Source organism: Pseudomonas fragariae (ex Marin et al. 2024), assembly GCF_059621105.1.
In genome coordinates, this window is the sequence record NZ_CM184369.1 from 1195001 (window position 1) to 1216422 (window position 21422).

At 60.0% G+C, this 21422-nt stretch carries 24 protein-coding genes; 7 read left to right on the forward strand and 17 right to left on the reverse strand.

The window, feature by feature from the left end:
- Positions 1-57 precede the first annotated feature (57 nt).
- A complete protein-coding gene (locus AC54XV_RS05385; protein ID WP_002552154.1) occupies positions 58-576 on the forward strand; it encodes an acyloxyacyl hydrolase in 519 nt (172 codons plus the stop codon).
- A gap of 304 nt (positions 577-880) precedes the next feature.
- Here the strand turns inward: AC54XV_RS05385 and AC54XV_RS05390 are convergent, their stop codons facing one another.
- The 12 genes from AC54XV_RS05390 to AC54XV_RS05445 all read right to left on the reverse strand — a co-directional run bounded on the left by AC54XV_RS05390 (position 881) and on the right by AC54XV_RS05445 (position 10832).
- On the reverse strand, positions 881-1237 hold the full coding sequence (locus AC54XV_RS05390) for a YkgJ family cysteine cluster protein (protein WP_046722219.1): 357 nt from the start codon (positions 1235-1237) through the stop codon (positions 881-883).
- Complete coding sequence (locus AC54XV_RS05395) at positions 1192-1701, reverse strand: DUF2878 domain-containing protein (protein ID WP_096134979.1); 510 nt, start codon at positions 1699-1701, stop codon at positions 1192-1194. The genes AC54XV_RS05390 and AC54XV_RS05395 overlap by 46 nt, the downstream gene beginning before the upstream one ends.
- Entirely contained in the window at positions 1694-2962 is a 1269-nt protein-coding gene (locus AC54XV_RS05400; RefSeq protein ID WP_058398337.1) for an SAM-dependent methyltransferase, read from the reverse strand. Before AC54XV_RS05400 ends, AC54XV_RS05395 begins: the two co-directional genes overlap by 8 nt.
- A complete protein-coding gene (locus tag AC54XV_RS05405) occupies positions 2949-3749 on the reverse strand; it encodes a DUF1365 domain-containing protein (RefSeq protein WP_496718095.1) in 801 nt (266 codons plus the stop codon). Before AC54XV_RS05405 ends, AC54XV_RS05400 begins: the two co-directional genes overlap by 14 nt.
- Positions 3746-4993 (reverse strand): NAD(P)/FAD-dependent oxidoreductase, encoded by a 1248-nt coding sequence (locus tag AC54XV_RS05410; RefSeq protein ID WP_024640153.1) that lies wholly within the window; start codon positions 4991-4993, stop codon positions 3746-3748. The genes AC54XV_RS05405 and AC54XV_RS05410 overlap by 4 nt, the downstream gene beginning before the upstream one ends.
- Positions 4990-5778 (reverse strand): SDR family NAD(P)-dependent oxidoreductase, encoded by a 789-nt coding sequence (locus tag AC54XV_RS05415; protein ID WP_004406947.1) that lies wholly within the window; start codon positions 5776-5778, stop codon positions 4990-4992. Before AC54XV_RS05415 ends, AC54XV_RS05410 begins: the two co-directional genes overlap by 4 nt.
- The gene (locus AC54XV_RS05420; protein ID WP_024641571.1) at positions 5775-6197 is read right to left on the reverse strand and encodes a nuclear transport factor 2 family protein; all 423 of its coding nucleotides are present in this window, start codon (positions 6195-6197) and stop codon (positions 5775-5777) included. Before AC54XV_RS05420 ends, AC54XV_RS05415 begins: the two co-directional genes overlap by 4 nt.
- On the reverse strand, positions 6190-7638 hold the full coding sequence (gene phrB / locus AC54XV_RS05425; protein ID WP_058398339.1) for a deoxyribodipyrimidine photo-lyase: 1449 nt from the start codon (positions 7636-7638) through the stop codon (positions 6190-6192). The genes AC54XV_RS05420 and phrB overlap by 8 nt, the downstream gene beginning before the upstream one ends.
- 9 nt (positions 7639-7647) lie before the next feature.
- Complete coding sequence (locus AC54XV_RS05430) at positions 7648-8550, reverse strand: MerR family transcriptional regulator (protein ID WP_011266744.1); 903 nt, start codon at positions 8548-8550, stop codon at positions 7648-7650.
- A gap of 3 nt (positions 8551-8553) precedes the next feature.
- The gene (locus AC54XV_RS05435; RefSeq protein ID WP_004406942.1) at positions 8554-9510 is read right to left on the reverse strand and encodes a YbgA family protein; all 957 of its coding nucleotides are present in this window, start codon (positions 9508-9510) and stop codon (positions 8554-8556) included.
- A 123-nt stretch (positions 9511-9633) separates the two neighbouring features.
- Positions 9634-9849 (reverse strand): TIGR02450 family Trp-rich protein, encoded by a 216-nt coding sequence (locus AC54XV_RS05440; protein ID WP_004406940.1) that lies wholly within the window; start codon positions 9847-9849, stop codon positions 9634-9636.
- Positions 9846-10832, reverse strand: coding sequence for an NAD(P)/FAD-dependent oxidoreductase (locus tag AC54XV_RS05445; RefSeq protein ID WP_011266745.1), 987 nt, complete (start codon positions 10830-10832; stop codon positions 9846-9848). Before AC54XV_RS05445 ends, AC54XV_RS05440 begins: the two co-directional genes overlap by 4 nt.
- Positions 10833-11120: 288 nt before the next feature.
- Between AC54XV_RS05445 and AC54XV_RS05450 the strand changes: the two genes are divergently transcribed.
- Positions 11121-12023 (forward strand): TIGR01777 family oxidoreductase, encoded by a 903-nt coding sequence (locus tag AC54XV_RS05450; RefSeq protein WP_024640147.1) that lies wholly within the window; start codon positions 11121-11123, stop codon positions 12021-12023.
- A 27-nt stretch (positions 12024-12050) separates the two neighbouring features.
- Complete coding sequence (hemH, locus tag AC54XV_RS05455) at positions 12051-13073, forward strand: ferrochelatase (protein ID WP_004406934.1); 1023 nt, start codon at positions 12051-12053, stop codon at positions 13071-13073.
- A gap of 177 nt (positions 13074-13250) precedes the next feature.
- Here hemH and AC54XV_RS05460 read toward each other — a convergent pair whose 3' ends face one another.
- The gene (locus tag AC54XV_RS05460) at positions 13251-14528 is read right to left on the reverse strand and encodes a uracil-xanthine permease family protein (RefSeq protein WP_024652621.1); all 1278 of its coding nucleotides are present in this window, start codon (positions 14526-14528) and stop codon (positions 13251-13253) included.
- A gap of 4 nt (positions 14529-14532) precedes the next feature.
- Entirely contained in the window at positions 14533-15171 is a 639-nt protein-coding gene (upp, locus tag AC54XV_RS05465) for a uracil phosphoribosyltransferase (protein WP_002552170.1), read from the reverse strand.
- A gap of 207 nt (positions 15172-15378) precedes the next feature.
- On the opposite strand from upp, the gene AC54XV_RS05470 reads away from it, so the two are divergent.
- The 3 genes from AC54XV_RS05470 (at position 15379) to AC54XV_RS05480 (ending at position 16860) form a co-directional block, all read left to right on the forward strand.
- Positions 15379-15936 carry a hypoxanthine-guanine phosphoribosyltransferase gene (locus AC54XV_RS05470; RefSeq protein ID WP_003318214.1) on the forward strand — a complete coding sequence of 186 codons (558 nt, stop codon included), beginning with the start codon at positions 15379-15381 and terminating at the stop codon, positions 15934-15936.
- Positions 15937-16002: 66 nt separating this feature from the next.
- Positions 16003-16506, forward strand: a complete 504-nt coding sequence (locus tag AC54XV_RS05475) for a hypothetical protein (RefSeq protein ID WP_004406917.1) — start codon at positions 16003-16005, stop codon at positions 16504-16506.
- Positions 16507-16572: 66 nt separating this feature from the next.
- A complete protein-coding gene (locus AC54XV_RS05480; protein ID WP_004406914.1) occupies positions 16573-16860 on the forward strand; it encodes a PA4642 family protein in 288 nt (95 codons plus the stop codon).
- A 299-nt stretch (positions 16861-17159) separates the two neighbouring features.
- On the opposite strand, the gene AC54XV_RS05485 is transcribed toward AC54XV_RS05480, so the two are convergent.
- Both AC54XV_RS05485 and AC54XV_RS05490 read right to left on the reverse strand, forming a co-directional pair.
- On the reverse strand, positions 17160-17993 hold the full coding sequence (locus AC54XV_RS05485; RefSeq protein ID WP_057458246.1) for an amino acid ABC transporter permease: 834 nt from the start codon (positions 17991-17993) through the stop codon (positions 17160-17162).
- Complete coding sequence (locus AC54XV_RS05490) at positions 17990-18811, reverse strand: ABC transporter substrate-binding protein (RefSeq protein ID WP_004406910.1); 822 nt, start codon at positions 18809-18811, stop codon at positions 17990-17992. The genes AC54XV_RS05485 and AC54XV_RS05490 overlap by 4 nt, the downstream gene beginning before the upstream one ends.
- A gap of 110 nt (positions 18812-18921) precedes the next feature.
- On the opposite strand from AC54XV_RS05490, the gene AC54XV_RS05495 reads away from it, so the two are divergent.
- Positions 18922-19818: a homocysteine S-methyltransferase family protein gene (locus tag AC54XV_RS05495; protein ID WP_058398340.1), complete on the forward strand. Its 897-nt coding sequence runs from the start codon at positions 18922-18924 to the stop codon at positions 19816-19818.
- An 85-nt stretch (positions 19819-19903) separates the two neighbouring features.
- On the opposite strand, the gene mqo is transcribed toward AC54XV_RS05495, so the two are convergent.
- The gene (gene mqo / locus AC54XV_RS05500; RefSeq protein ID WP_004406901.1) at positions 19904-21412 is read right to left on the reverse strand and encodes a malate dehydrogenase (quinone); all 1509 of its coding nucleotides are present in this window, start codon (positions 21410-21412) and stop codon (positions 19904-19906) included.
- Positions 21413-21422: the final 10 nt, after the last annotated feature.

Sequence of the window (21422 nt, forward strand, 5' to 3'; positions counted from 1 at the left end):
AGCGGCTGATGAATTCCAACACTTTTCGTACAATTTAATATATTTAGGACGTTTCTCATGAAGAGACTCTTTTGCCTGGCCGTGATTGCGGCCGCTTTGGCAGGGCAAGCTTCAATCGCGCAGGCTGATGGTGTTGAGTTTTCGGTCGGTCAGACCGGCGAGTCGACCATGACTTATCGTCTGGGCGTGCAGTTTGATTGGGATAAAACCTGGCTGCAAAGCGACATCGGCCGTCTGACCGGCTATTGGGATGGCGCTTACACCTACTGGGATGGCAAGGACTACAAGGATAACCACAGCCTGTCGTTCTCCCCGGTTCTGGTCTACGAGTTCGGCAACGGCAACGTCAAGCCATACGTAGAAGCCGGTATCGGCGTCTCGGTGTTCTCCAACACTCAGGTTGAAGATCGCAAGTTCGGTTCTGCCTTCAACTTCGAAGACCGTATCGGTTTCGGTCTGCGCTTCGCGGGCGGGCATGAAGTCGGTATCCGGGCGACCCACTACTCCAACGCCGGCATCAAAGAGCCGAACGATGGTATAGAAAGCTACGCACTGCACTACAAGATGCCGTTCTGATAAAACAGCTGCCTCTCATGCCAGCGCCCCGCGTTGGCATGCATTTCGTGACGCTCCGCTCCGGACCATCCCCCCCCCCCGCAGAAGAGCCCGGGTGACGGCGCTTTCAGGCTTCTGCCCGCAGGGCGTAGGAGCGAACTTGTTCGCGAAAGGGCCGGTATATTCACCGAAAATACTTCGTCTGAACTGACGCCTTCGCGAACAAGCGAAGCGTCGCCCGGTCCGCTCCTACGGCCTTCGGCCAGAATCAAGAACAGATTTGTGTATAACGCTTAGCACAGCGCGTGGGGACGATAGTGATGAATCAAAGATAAGCCGTCGCAATCCCTTTGCGTTCGTTCAGGCAGTCTTCCGCACCCGCTTCGAATTCACGACAGATCAACGGGCGTTTCTCGTAGATCGTGCACATCATCGTGTTGCGATCCAGCGCAGCGCACCAGCCGTCATCCAGGCGCAACATGACCTCGCCACCCCACTCATCGGTATCGATGTAACGCTCAGGCACGCCCGTGTCGGTGATCAGCATCACTTCCAGTTGGCAGCAGCAGGCTGCGCAGGTCGAACAAGTGACTGCCGGTTCGCCGTGGACCTCGGCGAGCGGAATGAGTGTAGCGTTCAGAGCGTTTCTCCCGAGTGTCTGGCGGCGCGGGCTGCCAGCCATTGCAGCAGGGGAAATATACCCGCCCAGACCAGCCCCAGCACCAGCATGCCTGGCCACACTCCGAGGGGAAGGTGGACCTGGGCCAGTTGCGAGCCGGCATAGTACGACATCGGGCCGCCAATAGCGCCCAGCACGACTGCACGCCATAGCGGCTTCGCCGTCCAGGCCAGGCAATGATTGAGCGTGGTGCCCAGCACCGCCCACAACAGCGCCAGCCACAACGGCAAGAGGTAGCCGCCCGTGCCGAAATCAAAAACGCCGAGTGTCATCAAGGTACTGTCCAGCACGATACCGATCAAGGTCACCGTCAGAATCAGCCGGCCTTCCGCTGCCCATGAGCTGATCCACAGAAAATGCACCGCCAGCACGCCCACGGCGATCAGCAGCCAGAAGCTGTTGCCGCCCAGTACGCAGGCGAACCAGCCGATCTGAAACAACAGCGCGTTGGCAATGGATTTACGCATTGAAGCGCCCAAGCAGCGGTTCGCGCAGCGCTTCGGGCTTGGCGAGCAGCAGTTGCGCGGTGCCGATGGTCCGCTCCAGGAAGCCGCCTTCGCAGTAGCACAGGTAAAACTCCCACAGGCGCAGGAAATGCTCGTCGTAACCCAGCTCGGCGAGTTTGCCGTGGGCGTTTTTGAAGTTGTCGTGCCACAGGCGCAGGGTGCGCGCGTAGTGCAAGCCGAAATCTTCCATGTGCAGCAGGTTCATGTCGGTATCGCTGCCGACGATGTCGAGCATCTTCGCCACCGAGGGCAGGGCGCCACCGGGGAAAATGTAACGCTGGATGAAGTCCACGGTGCGCTTGGCCTGTGCGTAACGCTGTTCGCGGATGGTGATCGCCTGCAGCAGCATCATGCCATTGCTTTTCAGCAGGTTCGCGCATTGCTTGAAGTAGGTGGGCAGAAAGCGATGGCCGACCGCTTCGATCATCTCGATGGACACCAGCTTGTCGTACTCGCCGGTCAGATCCCGGTAGTCGGTCAGCAGCAGTGTCACGCGATCCTTCAGGCCCAGTTCGATCAGCCGTCGCTCGGTGTAGGCGAACTGTTCCTTGGACAGGGTCGTAGTGGTCACCCGGCAGCCGTAGTGCTGCGCTGCGTAAATAGCCATGCTGCCCCAGCCGGTGCCGATTTCCAGCAGGTGATCGGTGGGTTTCAGGGCGAGTTTCTGACAGATGCGCTCGAGCTTGTTCAACTGCGCCTGTTCCAGCGTGTCGTCTTCGCTGAGGAACTGTGCGGCTGAGTACATCATGGTCGGGTCGAGAAACTGCTCGAACAGCGTGTTGCCCAGGTCGTAGTGGGCCGCGATGTTTTTCTGCGAGCCTTCGCGTGTATTGCGGTTGAGCCAGTGCAACGCGTGAATCAGCGGGCGGGTCAGGCGCGCCATTCCGCCCTCCATCGCATCCAGCACATCCAGATTGCTGACAAACACCCTGATCACCGCCGTCAGGTCTGGTGTCGTCCAGTAGCCATGAATGAAGGCCTCGCCCGCACCGATGGAACCGTTACTGGCGACCATGCCCCAGGCTGCCGAATCGAGAAGGTGGATTTCAGCCTGAATCAGCGCGCCGTTCTTGCCGAACACATGGCGCTCACCCCGTTCGACAATCACCAACTGGCCGTTGCGCAGTCCGGCGAGTTGCCGCAGCACGCCTCGGCGCAGGAGGTTGGCAGTCAAACCATTGGTGCCCAGATTGGCAGAAAAACTACTGCTACTGCTTTTCATGGAGTGAGTCCTTGGATTGCGCGGCGGCAGCACGGTACTCGCCGTCAGCGGCCTGATGGGAAAAGATGGGTATGCGTTTGACCAACAGGCGCATGGCCTGCCAATAAATGGCCAGACAGGTTTTCGCGGTCATCCATGGATAAGCGATCAGATAGCGATGCAGCGTCTTGCGGTTGAGGTTCTGGCGAGTCAGATTGAGCGTGGCATCAAACATCTTCAGCTCGCCTTGCCAGTCAGCCATGTGTACACCGATCCGTTCGGCGGGCTGGCTGAAGCTCATGCGGTACTCGAGATCACGTGGCAGAAACGGTGAAACATGAAAGGCCTTGGCCACGGCGAAATGCTGATGGCCTTCGCCGGTGGCGGGCAGCACATAGCTGTAGCGCTCGCCCCACGGGGTATTGGTCGCTTCACACAGAATGCCGGCCAGTGTGCCGTCAGCCTCGTGGCAGTAGAAAAAACTCACCGGGTTGAACGAAAGGCCCCAGCTGCGTGCCTGGGTCAGCAGGCAGACGCGACCCGAGGGAATGCGCCCCAACGCTGTGCCGACCCGCTCGCGGACCGCCTCGATGAGCGTCAGTCCTTGCCCGGTCAGCTCTGGCAAATAGTCTCGCTCACGAAACGAGAACGGCGCAAAACGCCCCCGGCCTGCCAGTGGGGAGAGCCCCAGCACGCTGTCCTGTTCATCCAGATCCAGATAGAGCAGGCCTATCCGATAGGTGAACTCATGGGCGCGCGGTGCAAACCGCCGGTGGCTGATCCAGCCACTGTAAAGGGCGCTGTTCACAGCGTTTCACCAAAGGCCTGGGCGACACGCAGGCCGCTGACCACGCCGTCTTCGTGAAAGCCATTGGCCCAGTAGGCGCCGCAGTACCAGGTGTGATCGACACCGTTGATTTCCTCCCAGCGCGCCTGTGCAGCGATCGCATCGAGGCTGTATTGCGGATGGGCATAGCGGTAGCGGCCAAGGATTTTGGCCGGGTCGATGGCCGCAGTCTGGTTGAGGCTGACGCAGAACGTCGTGTCGCTCTCGATCCCTTGCAGAATGTTCATGTCATAGGTGACGGCGGCCGACTGCTGTTCGCCGCCGCCCAGGCGATAGTTCCAGCTCGCCCAGGCCAGTTTGCGCTTGGGCAGCAGTCGCGTGTCGGTGTGCAGCACCACATCGTTTTCGGCATAGCGCAGGGCGCCGAGAATCGACTGCTCGGCACTCGATGGCTGTGCCAGCAGGGCCAGGGCCTGATCGCTGTGACAGGCAAACACCACCTTGTCGAAACGTTCGCTGCCCATGGCGCTGTGCAGCGTCACACCTTCGCTGTCACGCTCGACACGTGTGACCGGGCAGGACAGACGAATGCGCTCGCGGAACGAGGCTGTCAGCGGTTCCACATAACTTCTGGAACCGCCTTCGATCACGCACCATTGCGGCCGATGAGTGACTGAGAGCAGGCCGTGATTCTTGAAAAAGCGCACGAAGAACTGCAGCGGGAAGCCGAGCATGTCGGCCAGCGACATCGACCAGATCGCCGCGCCCATGGGCACGATGTAATGATCGATGAAGCGCTGGCCATAACCGCCGTTCTTCAGGTACTCGCCCAGCGTGGTGTCTGCCGCGATGCGCTGGTTTTCCAGATCATCGACCGATTGACGATTGAAGCGCAGGATATCGCGCAGCATGCCCCAGAACCGCGGCGACAGCAGGTTGCTGCGCTGGGCGAACAGGCTGTTGAGGTTGTTGCCGTTATATTCCACGCCAGTACGCGGATCATGTACCGAAAAACTCATTTCCGCAGGCTGGAAGCCGACACCCAGCTGGCCTAGCAGGCGAATGAAATTGGGGTAGGTCCAGTCGTTGAAGACAATGAAACCGGTGTCGATCGCGTAGGCGCGGCCTTCGACCTGCACATCCACCGTGTGAGTATGCCCGCCGATCCAGTCCGAAGACTCGAACACGGTCACCTCATGCGCGCGGTTGAGCAGGTAGGCACTGGTCAGGCCAGAAATCCCGCTGCCAATGACTGCGATCTTCATTGCGCGTCCTTATTCGACGATTCGCTGCGCGCCATGCGTTTGCCGAGGGCCAGTCGGGCGCGTGCCGGGAGCAGGGCCAGTAAGCTCATGCTGAAGATGAACAGCGCCGGAAAGGCGATATCCAGCGGACGTTTGTTGCGCCCCAGTTTGCTGGCGATATGTTTGGCTGCCTTCTCGACAGGCCAGCGCATGGGCATGGGGAAATCATTTTTCTGCGTCAGCGGCGTGTCGACGAACCCGGGGCTGACCACTGTCACGTCGATGTTTTCGCTGGCCAGGTCCAGGCGCAGCGCTTCGAGCAGATAACGCAGGCCGGCTTTCGACGCGCCGTAGGCTTCGGCGCGGGGCAGGGCCAGGTAGGTCACCGCACTGGCCACGCCGACCAGGTGCGGCTGATGACCTTTGCGCAGCAGCGGCAACGCGTGCTCGATGCAGTAACTGCTGGCCAGCAGGTTGGTGCGTACCACGCGTTCGACCATGGCCGCTTCAAACTGTCGGGCGTCGATGTATTCGCAGGTGCCCGCGTTGAAGATGGCCGTGTCCAGGGCTCCCCATTGCCGGGCGATGTCGTCGGCAATCGCCTTGACTTGCTCGGGGTCGGTGATGTCACCGGTCACCAGCAGCACCTGCGTGGGATAAACGTTCGCAAGGTTCTGCAATGGCTCAAGCGTGCGGGCGGTCAGCGCCAGCCGGTGACCGGCGTTGAGCAGTTCTTTGGCCAGCGCCAGGCCAATGCCGCTGCTTGCTCCGGTCAACCAGATGCGTCGTGCAACAGGAGTGCTCATCCCAACCTCTTCTTCAACCAATGGATGACTCGACCCATGATGGGCAGATGTTCGTAGAGCAATGCACCGGCATCGAAATAGTCCCGGTGTCGATAAACCTTGTCGCGCCACTTCAGGTGCGAACAGCCTTCTACCCGAATCGTCCGGCCGGCGGCCAGACGCGGGTGCGAATAACTCATGGTCCAGACCAGATAGCCCTCGCCGGGGCGCACCTCGTCGAAGGCGTGGAAGTCGAAATGCAGGTCCTGGACGTTGGCGTACAGCTCGCCGAAATAGCGGCGCATGGCGGCAAGGCCATGGATATCGTGCATCGGGTCGCTGAACGACACATCTTCGCTGTACAGCTCGGCAACCTGGTCAAGGTTGTCCTTGTTCAGCGCGGCAAAACCCTCGGCGAAGCGATGCAGGAAATCAGCCATGTTCGACTCCTGCGGCCGGCTGTCGAGCCGGGAGCGCCTTGAACGCTGCCAGGGCGCGGGCGCGGCTCTTGCTCAGGTCGACGATGGGTTTCGGGTAGTCGGCAGCGCCAAACAGGTCACCGATTAACGACGGGTCGTGAATCTGCTTTTTATTCATATCCGCCAGTTCCGGCAGCCAGCGCTTGATGAACACGCCCTCGGGGTCGAAGCGTTCCGACTGCGACAGTGGATTGAAAATACGGAAGTAGGGCGCCGAGTCGGTACCAGTGGACGAGCTCCACTGCCAGCCGCCGTTGTTGGACGCCAGATCACCGTCGATCAGGTGGCGCATGAAAAAGCGCTCGCCCTCACGCCAGTCGATCAGAAGATTTTTGGTGAGAAACATCGCAACGACCATCCTTAGCCGATTGTGCATCCATCCGGTTTCCAGCAACTGGCGCATCGCTGCGTCAATGATTGGCAGCCCGGTCCGCGCTTCTTGCCAGGCGCGCAGTTCTTCTGGGGCATCGCGCCACTTCAACGCCTCGGTTTCCGGGCGAAAGGCGCGATGACGCGAGACGCGTGGGTAGCCGACCAGCGTGTGTTTATAGAACTCTCGCCATAATAGCTCGTTGATCCAGGTCACGGTGCCCACGTCGCCAGTCTCGAACTCACCCTGATTGCTGGCCAGGGCTGCGTGCAAGCACTGGCGCGGCGAAATCACCCCGGCCGCCAGATAGGCCGACAACTGGCTGGTGCCAGGCTTGGCCGGAAAGTCGCGTTCGGTCTTGTAGTAGCTGATCTGCTCGTCGGCGAAGGCGTCCATGCGCCGTCTGGCTTCCGCCTCACCGGCCGGCCACAGGTCACGCAAGGCTTTCGAGGGCGTGGCAAAGCCCTTGACCTGCTCGGGAACCACATCGCTTTTCATCGACTGTGCCGCCTGCGCTTGCGGGGTGCGCACCGGGTGCGGCATGGCCTCGTGCAGTCGGGTGTAGCAGACCTTCTTGAACTGGGTGAATACCTGAAAATAGTTGCCGGTCTTGGTCAGGATGCTGCCGGGCTTGAATAACAGCTGATCGAGGTAGCTGTTGAAGTGCACACCGGCTTTTCCCATTGCCTTCTGCACCGCCTGGTCGCGGCGGGTTTCGTTGATGCCGTATTCCTGATTGAGGTGCAGGCCCTCGACCTTGAACTGTGTGCACAGTGTTGCCAGCACTTCAGGCGCCTGATCCCAGGTATCCGCCTCGCGGATCAGCAAGGGAACATTCAACTCGCCCAGCGCCTTCTCGAGCTCGACCAGATTGCGCAGCCAGAAGTCTACCTTGCAGTCGGCATCGTCATGGCTGCGCCACTGCGCAGGACTGAGCAGGTAGACCGCCAGCGTCGGACCGCGCTCCATGGCGGCGGTCAGGGCAGTGTTGTCTTGAGCGCGCAGGTCGCTGCGCAGCCAGATCAGTTGCATGAGAAGTCCTTAGATAAGTCCGAGCTTGCCCAGCTCGATCTGAGCGCTGAGTACGTCGTGGGCAAGGGTCAGTCCAGATATCTCCTTGGCCTGTACGAGCAACTCGGCATTATGGATCTGCACCGTTGGTCCGCCCAGCACGACAGGGCAGGTGATATTGGCCAGCAATCGGGGCAGATGGAGCACGTTCAGCGACTTGCTGGAATACAGCACTATGCCGCGTGGCTTCAGGTATTCGGCTGCCAGCGCCAGCTCGCCGACCGGCAACGGCCAGTCGAACACCTCGACCGGGCAATCGGCGCTGCTCACCAGCCAGGCCGCCAGCCACAGGTGCGGTTCCAGCGGCAGATCGGACTGATTGACCAGCAGCAACGGGCTGCCATTGAGCTGACGATTGTTGTGGTAGATGCGTGCGCCAAACTTGCTGCGCAGCCAGGAGTAGAAAAACGTGCGCTCCAGTTGCGCGCCGAACTTGCCTTGCCAGCGCTGTTCCAGCTCGGCCAGCAGCGGCAGCAGCAACTGCTCACACAGCGTGCGCGGCGGGTACAGCGACATCGCCTGATTGAACACGTCATCGACCCGGCGTTCGGCCAGCTCGCCGATCGCGACCAGCAAGGTCTGACGCAATGCGTCCCAGTCGTTGGTCGGCGGCAGGGCGTCCTGGCGATTGTCATCGATCAGCCCCTTGACCTGACTGACCGACACACCGCGGTTGAGCCAAGTCAGAATCTTCATGACGCGCTGCACATGCTCGTCCGAATACAGCCGATGACCTTTGGCGGTGCGGTGCGGGACGATCAGCCCGTAACGACGCTCCCAGGCTCGCAGGGTGACGGCGTTGACGCCTGTCTGCCGTGCAACCTCGCGGATCGGCAACCAGTCGCCCGGCACCTCTGTGTCTGTTTCATTCATGAGTCAAATCGCATTGCGCAGGCTGAGGTTTTCCGGGTGGGGCTGCATGTACACCTGCAGCGCCACATACGGGTCCGGATGTTGGCGAAAATGATGCTTGAGCAGCGTCAGCGGCACGATCAGGGGCACGATGCCCTGGTGATACTGGGCGATGACCTGCTGGATTTCCTGCTTGTCTTCACTGGTAATGGTTTGTTTCAAATAACCACACAGGTGCTGCAGGACGTTGGTGTGAGTGCTGCGCGTGGCGCACTTTTTCAAGGCTGCCATCAATTGGCTGAAGTACAGCGGCGCGATTTCGTTCGGGTCGGTGCGGCCCATGCTGCCGAGCATCTTGCCCAACGCCTTGTATTGCACCGGGTCGTTGGCCATCAGCTGGTATTTGTAGCGCGAGTGGAATTCGGTCAGGGCGCGCCGGGTGACGCCTTCTTTCAGCAACTGTTGCCAGGCCGCGTAGGCAAACACGCGGGTGACGAAGTTTTCGCGCAGCACGGCATCGTTGAGCCGGCCGTCTTCCTCGACGGGCAGATCGGGGTGACGTTCGCAAAAGGCCTGCGCATAGATCCCGCGACCGCCGCCATCGACCGGGGCGCCGTTTTCGCGGTAGACCTTGACCCGCTCCAGGCCGCATGACGGGGATTTCTGCATGAAAATGTAGCCGCAGATATCGCCGAGCTCAGCGGCCATCTGTATGCCGTAATCCGCCAGGGCCTGGGTAACGTCCAGGTCACGATTGACCGTGCCAAGCGCCTTGGGATTTTCTGCGTCGCCCACCAGCCTGATCGGCTCGCGCGGGATGCCCATGCCGATAGCGACTTCAGGACACGCCTGGACGAAATCGAAGTACTTGCTCAACGCCTGCGTACACAGATGAGATTCCTTATGTCCGCCATTGAAGCGAACCTCGGCACCCATCAGGCAGGCACTGATGCCGAGTTTGGGTTTTTCGATTGCGGGCATGGGTATCAGTCACCTCTACAGAAGCCTTGTACAGATAGTTCATGCTGTACAACTTGTCTTCATCATAGGGGTGTAACTGTACAAGTCAAATTCTTTGTAGAGGGCGGTAAGGGCTGATTCCAGCTACTTCCAGCCCATCCGCCATGTATCTGACTGTTGCAGCACTTGCCACGGCAGTCGCTCGCTGCGCTGGGTCAGCACGGCCTGCAGCTCTATTTCCAGGACGGTGCCTTCTTCGTCCTTGAACAGCTCGGTGACCAGAAAGTGTTTTTCCCGGTTGAGCGGGGTGGCTGCTGTCCATTTCGACAGCAGCAGCTTGCGCGGGTTGATCTGATTCATTGCACGTGTTCCAGCAATCGACGCGCGGCTTCCTGACCACTCAGCCATGCGCCTTCCACGCGTCCGGACAGGCACCAGTCGCCGCACACGTAAATGCCCAGATCGGCATCCGACAGGGCGCCCCATTCGTGAGAGCCGGCAGGCCGTGCATACAGCCAGCGGTGGGCGAGGCTGAACACTGGCGCGGGCATGGTGCAATCGATCAATTCCGCGAAGGCGCCGTGCAACTGTTCGGTCACCTGTTCTCTGGAGGCGTCGATATTCTGCTGGCTCCACTGGCTGGTGGCGTGCAGTACCCAGGTATCGAGCGTGGCGTCGCGCCCGGGTTTGCTGCGGTTGCGGGCCAGCCAGTCCAGCGGGCTGTCCTGCACGAAGCAACCCTGCATGGGCGTCTGCAACGGGGTTTCGAAGGCCAGCGCCACAGCCCAGGTCGGGTCCATCTTCACGCCTGCCACGACGCTTGCCAGTTTCGGCGCGGCAGCCAGCAGGGCAGTGGCCTGAGGGGCCGGGGTGGCGATGATCACATGGCTGAAAGGGCCGTGGCTTTCGCCTTCGGCATCCAGCAGGTTCCAGTGTTGTTCGCCGCGAAACACTTCAGTGATCCGGCACGAGAACGACACTGGCAGATCGCCGCGCATCGCCCGGGTGATAGCGCTCATGCCAGGCGTACCCACCCAGCGCACTTGCTCATCCGGTGAAGGGCTGAGTCTGCCGCCATGAAAGTTGTAGAGCGAGGGTGTCCACTCGGCGACGTGGCCCTGGGTTTGCCACTGCTTGACTGCAGTGGCAAAGCGCCGGTCACGGGCGGTGAAATACTGTGCGCCCATGTCCAGCGAACCTGCGTCGCTGCGCTTGCTGGACATACGACCGCCGCTGCCGCGGCTCTTGTCGAAAAGGTGCACCTGATGCCCGGCGGCTGTAAGCGCCTGGGCTGCTGAGAGTCCGGCGATACCGGTACCGATGATTGCGATAGGGACAGTCATAGGGGCCTCGTTACCTTGTCTGTACAGACTACGCCGTAGTTAAAACCTGTACAATCTTCTTGTTTGGTATAACTTGCAGTGGTTTTGCAATTTAGCGATTGAGTCACACTGCCACTGGCAAGGTCGAACGGTTCAGCGACTCGGGCGAAGGCCTCGAGGCTGCGCTTCATTCTGCTGTGGCCTATGGTTCAGCTGACAGTTTCGTTTTCCGGACCAACGTCACGGACAGCGTCACTGGTAAAAATAAGACTACTCAATTGTCACCTACGCCACGCGAGGTTATCTGCCATGCACATATTGCTGACCGGTGGTACTGGTTTGATAGGACGAGCGCTCTGCCGTTTCTGGTCTGCTCAAGGCCATGAATTGACGGTATGGAGCCGAACACCCGCCGATGTCGTCGAGCTGTGCGGCCCCTCAGTGCGTGGCATTGCCAGCCTTGATGAGCTGGGCACGCAGCCGGTGGATGCAATCATCAATCTGGCAGGCGCGCCCATTGCGGATCGTCCCTGGACCCGCAAGCGCCGTCTGTTGCTGTGGGAGAGTCGCGTCGGCCTGACCGAGCAACTGCTGAAATGGCTGGGCACTCGCACGCAAAAACCTGCGCTGATGATTTCCGGTTCCGCAGTCGGTTGGTACGGCGACAGTGGCGAGCGCGAAATCGACGAAACCTCGCTGCCTGCCAAGGAAGACTTTGCCAGCCAGCTGTGCAATGCCTGGGAAGAAACCGCGCAACGTGCCGAGGCGCTGGGTGTGCGGGTGGTGCTGATACGCACGGGGCTGGTGCTGTCCGATCGCGCCGGTTTTCTGCAGCGTCTGTTGCCCCCTTTCAAATTCGGCATGGGCGGGCCGATCGGTAACGGCAGGCAGTGGATGCCGTGGGTTCACCTCCAGGATCAAATCGCCGCAATTGATTTTTTGTTAAATCTGAATGAAGCAAAGGGTCCTTATAATGTTTGCGCGCCTTCACCGGTGCGCAATCGTCAGTTTGCCAAGACCCTGGCCGGCATTCTGCACCGACCGGCGTTCATGCCGATGCCTGCGCTGGCCCTGAAGGTATTGCTGGGTGAGCTTTCGGTATTGCTGCTCGGTGGTCAGCGTGCGCGGCCGGAGCGTTTGCAGGAAGCTGGTTTTACATTCAAGTACACCGAACTCGACACCGCCCTGCAGGATTTGCTGGGTCGCCACTGAACGCTGTTGAAATGAATAGGATGTTGCATGACCGATCACGCTTTGTTGCTGGTCAATCTGGGTTCGCCTGCCTCTACTCAAGTGGCAGACGTGCGCAGCTATCTGAACCAGTTCCTGATGGATCCTTATGTGATCGACCTGCCGTGGCCAGTGCGCAGGCTGTTGGTCTCGCTGATTCTGATCAAACGGCCAGAGCAGTCCGCACACGCCTATGCGTCCATCTGGTGGGATGAAGGTTCGCCTCTGGTGGTGCTGAGCAAGCGTCTGCAGCAGGCGATGAAAAAGGAGTGGTCGCACGGGCCGGTCGAGCTGGCCATGCGTTATGGCGAGCCGTCCATCGAAACCGTGCTGACGCGCCTGGCAGAGCAGGGCTTCAAGAAGGTCACCCTGGCGCCGCTGTATCCGCAGTTCGCCGACAGCACGGTGACCACGGTCATTGAAGAAGCCAAACGTGTGGTGCGCGCCAAATCGTTGAAAATGCAGTTCTCGGTGCTGCAGCCGTTCTACGATCAGCCCGAGTACCTGAGTGCGCTGGTGGAAAGCGTGCGGCCGCATCTGGAGCAGCCTTACGACCATTTGCTGCTGAGCTTTCACGGTCTTCCCGAGCGGCATCTGCACAAGCTCGACCCGACCGGCAAGCATTGCCTGAAGGACGACTGCTGCATGACCGCCCCCGCCGAAGTGCTCGCCACCTGCTATCGCGCGCAGTGCATACAGTCGGCGGCGGCATTCGCCAAACGTATGGGCATTGCTGACGGCAAATGGTCGGTGTCGTTCCAGTCACGTCTGGGGCGTGCCAAGTGGATCGAACCCTACACCGAAGCGCATCTGGACGAACTGGCGGCGAAAGGTGTGAAGAAGCTGCTGGTCATGTGCCCGGCGTTCGTGGCTGATTGCATTGAAACGCTGGAAGAGATCGGTGATCGCGGTGCCGAGCAGTTCAAGGAAGCGGGGGGAGAGGAACTGATCCTGATCCCTTGCCTGAACGACGACCCCAACTGGGCGAAAGAGCTGAACAGACTGTGCGAGCGTGCGCCGTTGATGTTGTAGTGCTGCGAACGCCAGGGTGGTGATGATCGTTCCTACGCTCCGCGTAGGAATGCATTTCGTGACGCTCCGCGTCACAAATCTGCGCTGCACCGCACATTCAGGATCGGACGCAGAGCGTCCAGAACTGCGTGCCAACGCGGAGCGGTGGCACGATGGTCAAGCCCACTCCGGGCAGGATTACGGCAACTGATCATCCATTTGCTTGTTCTTCCAGCTGTCATTGCCCGGCAGGATCAGGTTCAGGGCGATGGCGGTCACGGCGCACAGGGCAATGCCCTTCAGGCCGAAATCGTTCGGGCCGTTGCCGGTGCCGATCAATACGCCGCCGATCCCGAATACCAGGGTGACCGAGACGATCACCAGATTGCGCGCTTCGGCCAGGTCGATCTTGTGGCGGATCAGGGTGTTCATGCCCACCGCAGCAATCGAACCGAACAGCAGGCACAGAATGCCGCCCATTACCGGCACCGGAATGCTCTGCAGCAACGCGCCGAACTTGCCAATGAACGCCAGCGTGATGGCAAAGAACGATGCCCAGATCATGATCTGCGGGTTGTAGTTCTTGGTCAGCATCACCGCGCCCGTCACTTCGGCGTAGGTGGTATTGGGCGGGCCGCCGAACAGACCGGCAGCGGTGGTAGCGATGCCGTCGCCGAACAGCGTGCGGTGCAGGCCCGGCTTTTTCAGGTAATCGCGTCCGGTCACACTGCCGACTGCAATCACGCCGCCGATGTGCTCGATGGCCGGGGCCAGGGCCACCGGAACAATGAACAGAATCGCCTGCCAGTTGAATTCCGGTGCAGTGAAGTGCGGCAAGGCCAGCCAGGCGGCGTCAGCGATTTTTTTGGTATCGACCACACCAAAGTAGAACGACAGCGCGAAGCCCACCAGCACGCCGGAGATGATCGGCACCAGACGGAAAATGCCTTTGCCGAACACCGCCACGATCAGCGTGGTCAGCAAGGCGGGCATCGAAATCAGCATGGCGGTCTGATAAGGAATCAACTGCACGCCATCGCCGGACTTGCCCATCGCCATGTTGGCTGCAATCGGGGCCATGGCCAGGCCGATGGAGATGATGACCGGCCCGATCACCACGGGAGGCAGCAGGCGATCAATGAAACCGGTGCCCTTGATCTTCACCGCCAGACCGAGAAAGGTATACACAAAGCCTGCCGCCATGACGCCGCCCATGGTCGCGGCCAGACCGAACTGGCCCTTGGCGAGGATGATCGGGGTGATGAAGGCAAAGCTCGAGGCCAGAAAGACCGGCACCTGACGCCCGGTGACGATCTGGAACAGCAGCGTGCCCAGGCCTGCGGTGAACAGCGCCACGTTCGGATCGAGCCCGGTGATCAGCGGCATCAGCACCAGCGCGCCAAAGGCCACGAAGAGCATTTGCGCGCCGGATAAAATCGTGCGCCACAGTGGATCGTTGAACTCCTGCTGCGTCATCGGGTTACGCGTCCTTCTGTTTGGTGCCGAAAATCTTGTCACCGGCATCGCCCAGGCCCGGAATGATGTAGCCGTGTTCGTTCAGGCGCTCATCGATGGAAGCGGTGTAGATCATCACGTCCGGGTGCGCCTTCTCTACGGCAGCGATGCCTTCGGGCGCCGCGACCAGAACCATGGCGCGGATTTCCTTGCAGCCGGCCTTTTTCAGCAGATCAATGGTGGCGACCATCGAGCTGCCGGTGGCCAGCATCGGGTCGATGATCATTGCCAGGCGCTCGTCGATTTCCGGGACCAGTTTTTCCAGGTAGGTGTGCGCCTGCAGGGTTTCTTCGTTGCGAGCCACGCCGACTGCGCTGACCTTGGCGCCCGGGATCAGGCTGAGCACGCCGTCCAGCATGCCGATACCGGCGCGCAGAATCGGCACGACAGTGATTTTCTTGCCCGCGATCTTCTCGACTGACACCGTACCGGCCCAGCCTTGAATGTCGTAGTTTTCCAGCGTCAGGTCGGCGGTGGCTTCATAGGTCAGCAGCGCGCCGACTTCCTGAGCCAGCTCGCGGAAATTCTTGGTGCTGATGTCGGCGCGGCGCATAAGGCCGAGCTTGTGGCGGATCAGTGGGTGACGGATCTCACGAATGGGCATGGGGAAAGGCTCCAGCGGGGCAAAAATCGGTCTAGGTTAATCTATTCAGCTGTTACTGTCTTAAAGCGCGTGCAGTATCGTCTCGAAGCTTCGACGTTCGCGGCTTTTGCAAGACACTCGCAACGTTAGTCCAGAATCACTTGCTCTGGCTTGAACGGATGCGTACCTTTGCCCGCTTTTCTCAAACTGCCTTACCTGGAGAGCGTCATGTCCGCTGATCTCGAGCATATCCGTCAAGTCATGCGCGAAGCTGACTGCCTGTACACCGAGGCCGAAGTGGATGCGGCCATTGCCCGCGTCGGCGCGCAGATCAATGCCGAACTGGCCGAGCGCAATCCTGTCGTGTTCTGCGTCATGAATGGCGGCCTGATTTTCTCCGGCAAGCTGCTCACCCATCTGAACTTTCCGCTGGAAGCGTCCTACCTGCACGCGACGCGTTATCGCAACGAAACCACCGGCGGCGATCTGTTCTGGAAAGCCAAGCCGGAAGTCTCGTTCATGGACCGTGACGTGCTGATCATCGACGACATCCTCGATGAAGGCCACACCCTGGGCGCCATCATCGACTTCTGTAAACACGCCGGTGCCCGCGCTGTGCACACGGCCGTGCTGATCGACAAGGACCACGACCGCAAGGCTCGCCCGGACCTGAAAGCCGATTACGTCGGCCTGCCGTGCATCGACCGTTATATCTTCGGCTTCGGTATGGACTACAAAGGTTACTGGCGTAATGCTGCCGGTATCTATGCGGTCAAAGGGATGTAAGGCATTCTGACGGCCGCTTCTGCGAACAGGGGCGGTCGTCGATTGGCAATTATATGGAAACCCTCAATGAAGCTACTGATTCCCGGCGCCGTGGCGTTGGTGCTGTTGTCTGGTCTGGCCGTTGCCGCACCTGCTGCGCCGGTATCGGCCAGCCCCATGCACGATCAATACCTGCCGCCTGACGACCTGAGCCTGCGCGATGGTGTGCCCGAGCAGCAACAGTTGATGCGGGTCACCGAGTACACCATCGTTGCCGGTAACCAGCGGCAGTCGAGTCAGCAGCCGATTCCGGTCACCTCGCCCTTGTCGCTGCGCCTCAAGGGCAAGTCGCTGAACAAGGGCGCATCCATCTCCCAGGTGCTCGTGCACTTCGATGGCGGTGATAGCAAAAGCCTTAAAAAGCCGACCTATGATGAGCCATCGCGCACGTTGACGCTGTATTACCCGCTGTCCCAGTACCGCGTGCTGGTGGACTTGCTGCGCAACGAGAAGGTCTATTGTCAGTTCCTCAGTTATGCCAATGGGCACATCTGGGCTGATCTGCACACCACCTCTGCACGTGCGCGTTGAGCGCGGCGCTCGCCGGAGGGTAAACTGCCCGCCCGTGAAAGTGTCTGCGACCTGCTGGAGCCTGTAATGCGTAAAGATAAGAAGCAGTTGATTGGCGATGAGATCGGCGATGAGCAGATCAAACTGTTCCTCGACTTCGAGCCGTATGATGCTACCTCGCCGTCGCTGCACAAGCTGATCAAGGCTTATCGTGGGCTGCGCATCAACGATTTCGAACGCTTTCTGGTGTTCTTCAAGGAAGCGGGCCATGACTTCGATGGCAAGGACGAGCACGGCAACGACTTCATCGCCCTGATCAAGGATCAGCGCAACGCTGACGAATACATCGAACTGATCGAAAAAGCCCGCAGTTGACTGTCGTGCCAATGCTCCGCATTGCCAGAGCTGGACGCAGAGCGTCCGGAACTGCATTCCCACGCGGAGCTCTCAGTCGTTATACACACGTCCTAGAGCGCCCGGAATAACGGGCTTCCGAGCTTCTGCCCAGAGGGCGTGGGAGCGAACTTGTTCGCGAAGACGGTGTTTTAGGCGATGCATTTTCGGCGATTATACGACCCCCTTCGCGAACAAGTTCGCTCCCACGGCCTTCGGCCAGAATCAAAAACAGACTTGCGTATAACACTGAGCGCAAAGCGTGAGGACGAACGCTGCAGTTATTTGCGCGCCTGATACGCCTTGCCGTAATGCCGCTCCAGTCGTGACTGCAACAACTCCAGCCCGATCGACATGATCCAGTACAGCACCGCCGCAGTGGTGAGCATTTCGATGTATCGATAGCTGGAGCGGCCGTAAGACTGCGCGAGAAACATCACTTCCCAGACGCCCATCACTGAAATCAGGGAAGAGTCCTTGAGCATGGAGATGAACTGGTTGGTGGTCGGCGGAATGATCGTGCGCATGGCCTGGGGCAGGGTGACGCGCCAGAAGATCTGCGTCGGGCGCAGCGCCAGGGCCAGTGCGGCTTCACGCTGCCCGACGGAGACACCGATGATACCGGCACGGAAAATCTCGCTCAGGTACGCCCCGTAGTTGAGCGACAGCGCGATCACTCCTGCCGTGATGGCTCCGGGCACGATGCCAAGTTGTGGCAGACCGAGATAGATCAACAGGATCTGGATCAGCAGCGGCGTGCCACGAAAGAACGAGGCGTAGAAGCTGGCGATGCCGAACGCCACCGCGCTGCTGGAAAGCCGCGCGAGTGCCGTGACAAAGCCAAGCACCACCGAGACCACGATCGAGCACACTGACACGAACAATGTCAGCGCCGCGCCCTGCAGAAAGCCGTTGGGGGCCAGATGCAGCCCGATCAGGTTCGGCAGCTTGTCGAGGATGATCGACAGCTTCAGATCGAAGCTCAGGAAGAAGCCGGCGAACAGCACGAACATGACCAGCCAGGTCAGGTAAAGCCGCGTACGGAAGCCGAAAACTCGCTTGAGCAGGCTCTGCTCGGCCTGCTCGGGTGGGCGCTGGGGCTGAAAGGAAGTCATTTGCTGATGTCAGCACCGATCCACTTTTGCGACAGCTTGCTCAGGGTGCCGTCGCTCTTGAGTTCGGCGAAGACTTCGCGAACCTTGGCGTCCCATTCCGGATCGTCTTTTTCGATGGCCACGGAATTGGGTTCCTCATACAGCGACTCGCCCGCCAGTTTGAAGCGCTTGTCCTGATCCAGACGCGGTTTTGCGGTCACCAGATTGGTCAGTATCGCGTCCAGCCGCTTGCCAGCGCCCAGCCCAAGGTCTTGAAAGGCCACGTTGTCGTTGTCGTACGGGGCGATCTGTACGTCTTCGAACGGGTACTGCAGGGGCTTGTCTTCGGCGCCATCGATGACCAGGTTCTTGTTCAGGTAACTTTCGTAGCTGGAGGCGCTGGTCAGGCCGACTTTCTTGCCGCTCAGGTCCTTGGCCGAATGGATACGATCATCCGAGGCGTTGACCACGATCACTGCAGGCGAGGCGTAGTACTCGACCGGGAAGTTGAACACTTCGGCGCGGGCCTTGCTCGGTGTCATCGAGCAGACGCAGATGTCATAACGTCCGCTCCAGTGGCCCGCGGCGATCACGTCCCAGGACGGTGTTTCGAGGCGCAACTTGACGCCCAGTTTCTGCGCCACGGCCTTGGCGACGTCGACATCGAAGCCGTCCAGTTCATTCTTGTCATTCAGGAAAGAGAAGGGCGGGTAACTTTCCATGAGGACGTTGACCAGCTCTTTGTTTTTCTGCACGCGATCCAGCGTGGCGCCGGCCAGAACTTGCGTGGAGGCTGCCAGAGTGACCAGGCCGATGCCCAGCAGAGCGCGATAATTCACAGATATCCCCTGAAAAAGTGTTTGTAGTTTGATGAAAGGGCCGTATTAAATACGTTATACAAGACTGACTCATAATGAGTTTTTTTCATATACATATAAGCAGATCACATATGACGCAAGGCACAACTGTAATTCTCGATGGCGGCATGGGCCGTGAACTGCAGCGTCGCGGAGCCCCGTTCCGCCAGCCTGAATGGTCGGCTCTGGCATTGAGTGAAGCACCCGAAGCGGTGAGTGCGGTACACGCCGCTTATATCGAAAGTGGTGCTCAGGTCATCACCAGTAACAGCTACGCCGTCGTGCCGTTTCATATTGGCGAAGAGCGTTTTGCCCGCGAGGGTCAGGCATTGGCAGCGCTGGCCGGGCAACTGGCGCGCGAATCGGCCGATGCTTCTGGCGGACGCGCCCGGGTAGCGGGCTCCATTCCGCCGCTGTTCGGTTCCTATCGCCCTGATCTCTATCAGCCGCAACTGGCTGCCGACGTTCTGAAACCACTGATTGCCGGGCTGTCGCCGTATGTCGATCTGTGGCTGGCCGAAACCCAGAGCTGCATTCTCGAAGCGCAGACCATCCGCGCCGGGCTGCCCAATGACGGCAAACCGTTCTGGCTGTCGTTCACCCTGCAGGATGAAGATACTGACGAGGTCCCGCGCCTGCGCTCAGGTGAGCCGGTCGCCGACGCCGCCAGGGCTGCCGCAGCAATGGGTGTCGCCACGCTGCTGTTCAACTGCAGTCAGCCAGAGGTGATCGGTGGCGCAATCGATGCAGCGCGTGAGGTGTTCACGTCGCTGAACGTCGACATTGCCATCGGCGCCTATGCCAACGCCTTCCCGCCGCAACCCAAGGACGCCACCGCCAACGACGGTCTGGATGAGCTGCGTGAAGACCTTGACCCGCAGGGCTATCAGCAGTGGGCGGCAGACTGGGTCAAGCGCGGCGCCACGCACATTGGCGGCTGCTGCGGGATTGGCCCCGAGCACATTGCCGTACTGTCCAGAAGCCTCTGACCGTCACCTGCAATAAACGCAATAAAAAGCCCCGTGGCTGGTAAAGGCTCACGGGGCTTTTTGTTACAGCACAGCAGCGACCGGATCAGGCGAAGCTGTGTTCCTGGCTGCTTTTCTCGACCAGTTCCAGCGCCTCGTCGTTCTGCGCGCTGATACGCTCGTAGAGCGGCGCATCGGTTTCGAGGATCTTCTCCCGGGCCGGGAAAATCTCTTCGAGCTTGGTCGCCCATTCCGTGCGGGTTTTCTCCGGGAAGCAGCGCTCGAGCAGCTCCAGCATGATCGACACAGTCACCGAAGCGCCTGGCGAAGCGCCGAGCAGTGCGGCCAGCGAGCCATCCTGTGCAGACACCAGCTCGGTGCCGAATTGCAGGACGCCGCCTTTTTTCGCATCTTTCTTGATGATCTGCACGCGCTGACCGGCGATTTCGAGACGCCAGTCTTCGGCTTTCGCTTCCGGGTAGAAGCGGCGCAGCGATTCCAGGCGTTGCTCCATCGACTGCATCACTTCGCTGACCAGGTACTTGGTCAGGTCCATGTTGTCGCGCGCCACCGCCAGCATCGGTTTGATGTTGGCCACGCGTACCGAGAGCGGCAGGTCGAGGTACGAGCCGTGTTTCAGGAACTTGGTGGTGAAACCGGCATAAGGTCCGAACAGCAGGGATTTCTTGCCATCGACCACGCGGGTGTCCAGGTGCGGCACCGACATCGGCGGCGAGCCCACGGCGGCCTGGCTGTAGACCTTGGCCTGGTGGTGCTTGACCACTTCCGGGTTGTCGCAACGCAGCCACTGGCCGCTGACCGGGAAGCCGCCAAAGCCCTTGCTTTCTTCGATGCCCGACAACTGCAACAGCGGCAACGCTGCGCCACCGGCACCGAGGAACACGAACTTGGCATCTATCTCACGCGTGCCGCCGCCATTCACGTCCTTGACGCTGACGGTCCAACCGGCGCCGTTGCGGGTCAGGTTGGTCACACGGCTGCGGTACTTGATCTGCGTGCCTGGAGCGCTGGTGAGGTGGCCGAGGAGTTGATTGGTCAGCGCGCCAAAATTGACGTCGGTGCCGTTCATCATGCGCGTTGCGGCAATTTTTTCGTCCGCAGGCCGGCCAGGCATCATCAGTGGCATCCACTCGGCCAGCTTTGCCTTGTCCTCGGTGTATTCCATCGAGGAGAAGGCGTGATGCTTGCTCATGGCTGCAAAACGGGTCTTGAGGAACGAGACGCCTTTTTCGCCCTGCACGAAGCTCAGGTGCGGAACCGGGTTGATGAATGAGCGGGCTGAACCGAAGGTGCCCTTGCGTGCCAGGTAGGCCCAGAACTGTTTCGAGACTTCGAACTGGGTATTGATGTGCACCGCTTTCTTGATGTCGATGGAGCCATCAGCCGCAGGCGGCGTGTAGTTCAGCTCGCACAGACCGGCGTGGCCGGTGCCGGCGTTGTTCCACGGGTTGGAACTCTCCGCAGCACCGGAATCCATCAGCTCAACGACTTCCAGCGTGATGCCGGGGTCGAGCTCTTTTAGCAATACCGCCAGAGTGGCACTCATGATGCCCGCTCCGACCAGTACTACATCGACTGCTTCGTTATGCGCCATTAACGCGTCT

Bases quoted from the DNA above. Each gene is read 5' to 3' on its own strand.
- hemH (WP_004406934.1), top strand. From the start codon at position 12,051: ATGACCGATCACGCTTTGTTGCTGGTCAATCTGGGTTCGCCTGCCTCT.
- upp (WP_002552170.1), bottom strand. From the start codon at position 15,171: ATGCCCATTCGTGAGATCCGTCACCCACTGATCCGCCACAAGCTCGGC.
- mqo (WP_004406901.1), bottom strand. From the start codon at position 21,412: ATGGCGCATAACGAAGCAGTCGATGTAGTACTGGTCGGAGCGGGCATC.
- AC54XV_RS05495 (WP_058398340.1), top strand. From the start codon at position 18,922: ATGACGCAAGGCACAACTGTAATTCTCGATGGCGGCATGGGCCGTGAA.
- phrB (WP_058398339.1), bottom strand. From the start codon at position 7,638: ATGCAACTGATCTGGCTGCGCAGCGACCTGCGCGCTCAAGACAACACT.
- AC54XV_RS05420 (WP_024641571.1), bottom strand. From the start codon at position 6,197: ATGGCTGATTTCCTGCATCGCTTCGCCGAGGGTTTTGCCGCGCTGAAC.
- AC54XV_RS05385 (WP_002552154.1), top strand. From the start codon at position 58: ATGAAGAGACTCTTTTGCCTGGCCGTGATTGCGGCCGCTTTGGCAGGG.
- AC54XV_RS05470 (WP_003318214.1), top strand. From the start codon at position 15,379: ATGTCCGCTGATCTCGAGCATATCCGTCAAGTCATGCGCGAAGCTGAC.
- AC54XV_RS05440 (WP_004406940.1), bottom strand. From the start codon at position 9,849: ATGAATCAGATCAACCCGCGCAAGCTGCTGCTGTCGAAATGGACAGCA.
- AC54XV_RS05460 (WP_024652621.1), bottom strand. From the start codon at position 14,528: ATGACGCAGCAGGAGTTCAACGATCCACTGTGGCGCACGATTTTATCC.
- AC54XV_RS05475 (WP_004406917.1), top strand. From the start codon at position 16,003: ATGAAGCTACTGATTCCCGGCGCCGTGGCGTTGGTGCTGTTGTCTGGT.
- AC54XV_RS05390 (WP_046722219.1), bottom strand. From the start codon at position 1,237: ATGGCTGGCAGCCCGCGCCGCCAGACACTCGGGAGAAACGCTCTGAAC.
- AC54XV_RS05480 (WP_004406914.1), top strand. From the start codon at position 16,573: ATGCGTAAAGATAAGAAGCAGTTGATTGGCGATGAGATCGGCGATGAG.
- AC54XV_RS05445 (WP_011266745.1), bottom strand. From the start codon at position 10,832: ATGACTGTCCCTATCGCAATCATCGGTACCGGTATCGCCGGACTCTCA.
- AC54XV_RS05400 (WP_058398337.1), bottom strand. From the start codon at position 2,962: ATGAAAAGCAGTAGCAGTAGTTTTTCTGCCAATCTGGGCACCAATGGT.
- AC54XV_RS05435 (WP_004406942.1), bottom strand. From the start codon at position 9,510: ATGCCCGCAATCGAAAAACCCAAACTCGGCATCAGTGCCTGCCTGATG.
- AC54XV_RS05430 (WP_011266744.1), bottom strand. From the start codon at position 8,550: ATGAATGAAACAGACACAGAGGTGCCGGGCGACTGGTTGCCGATCCGC.
- AC54XV_RS05415 (WP_004406947.1), bottom strand. From the start codon at position 5,778: ATGAGCACTCCTGTTGCACGACGCATCTGGTTGACCGGAGCAAGCAGC.
- AC54XV_RS05395 (WP_096134979.1), bottom strand. From the start codon at position 1,701: ATGCGTAAATCCATTGCCAACGCGCTGTTGTTTCAGATCGGCTGGTTC.
- AC54XV_RS05485 (WP_057458246.1), bottom strand. From the start codon at position 17,993: ATGACTTCCTTTCAGCCCCAGCGCCCACCCGAGCAGGCCGAGCAGAGC.
- AC54XV_RS05450 (WP_024640147.1), top strand. From the start codon at position 11,121: ATGCACATATTGCTGACCGGTGGTACTGGTTTGATAGGACGAGCGCTC.
- AC54XV_RS05410 (WP_024640153.1), bottom strand. From the start codon at position 4,993: ATGAAGATCGCAGTCATTGGCAGCGGGATTTCTGGCCTGACCAGTGCC.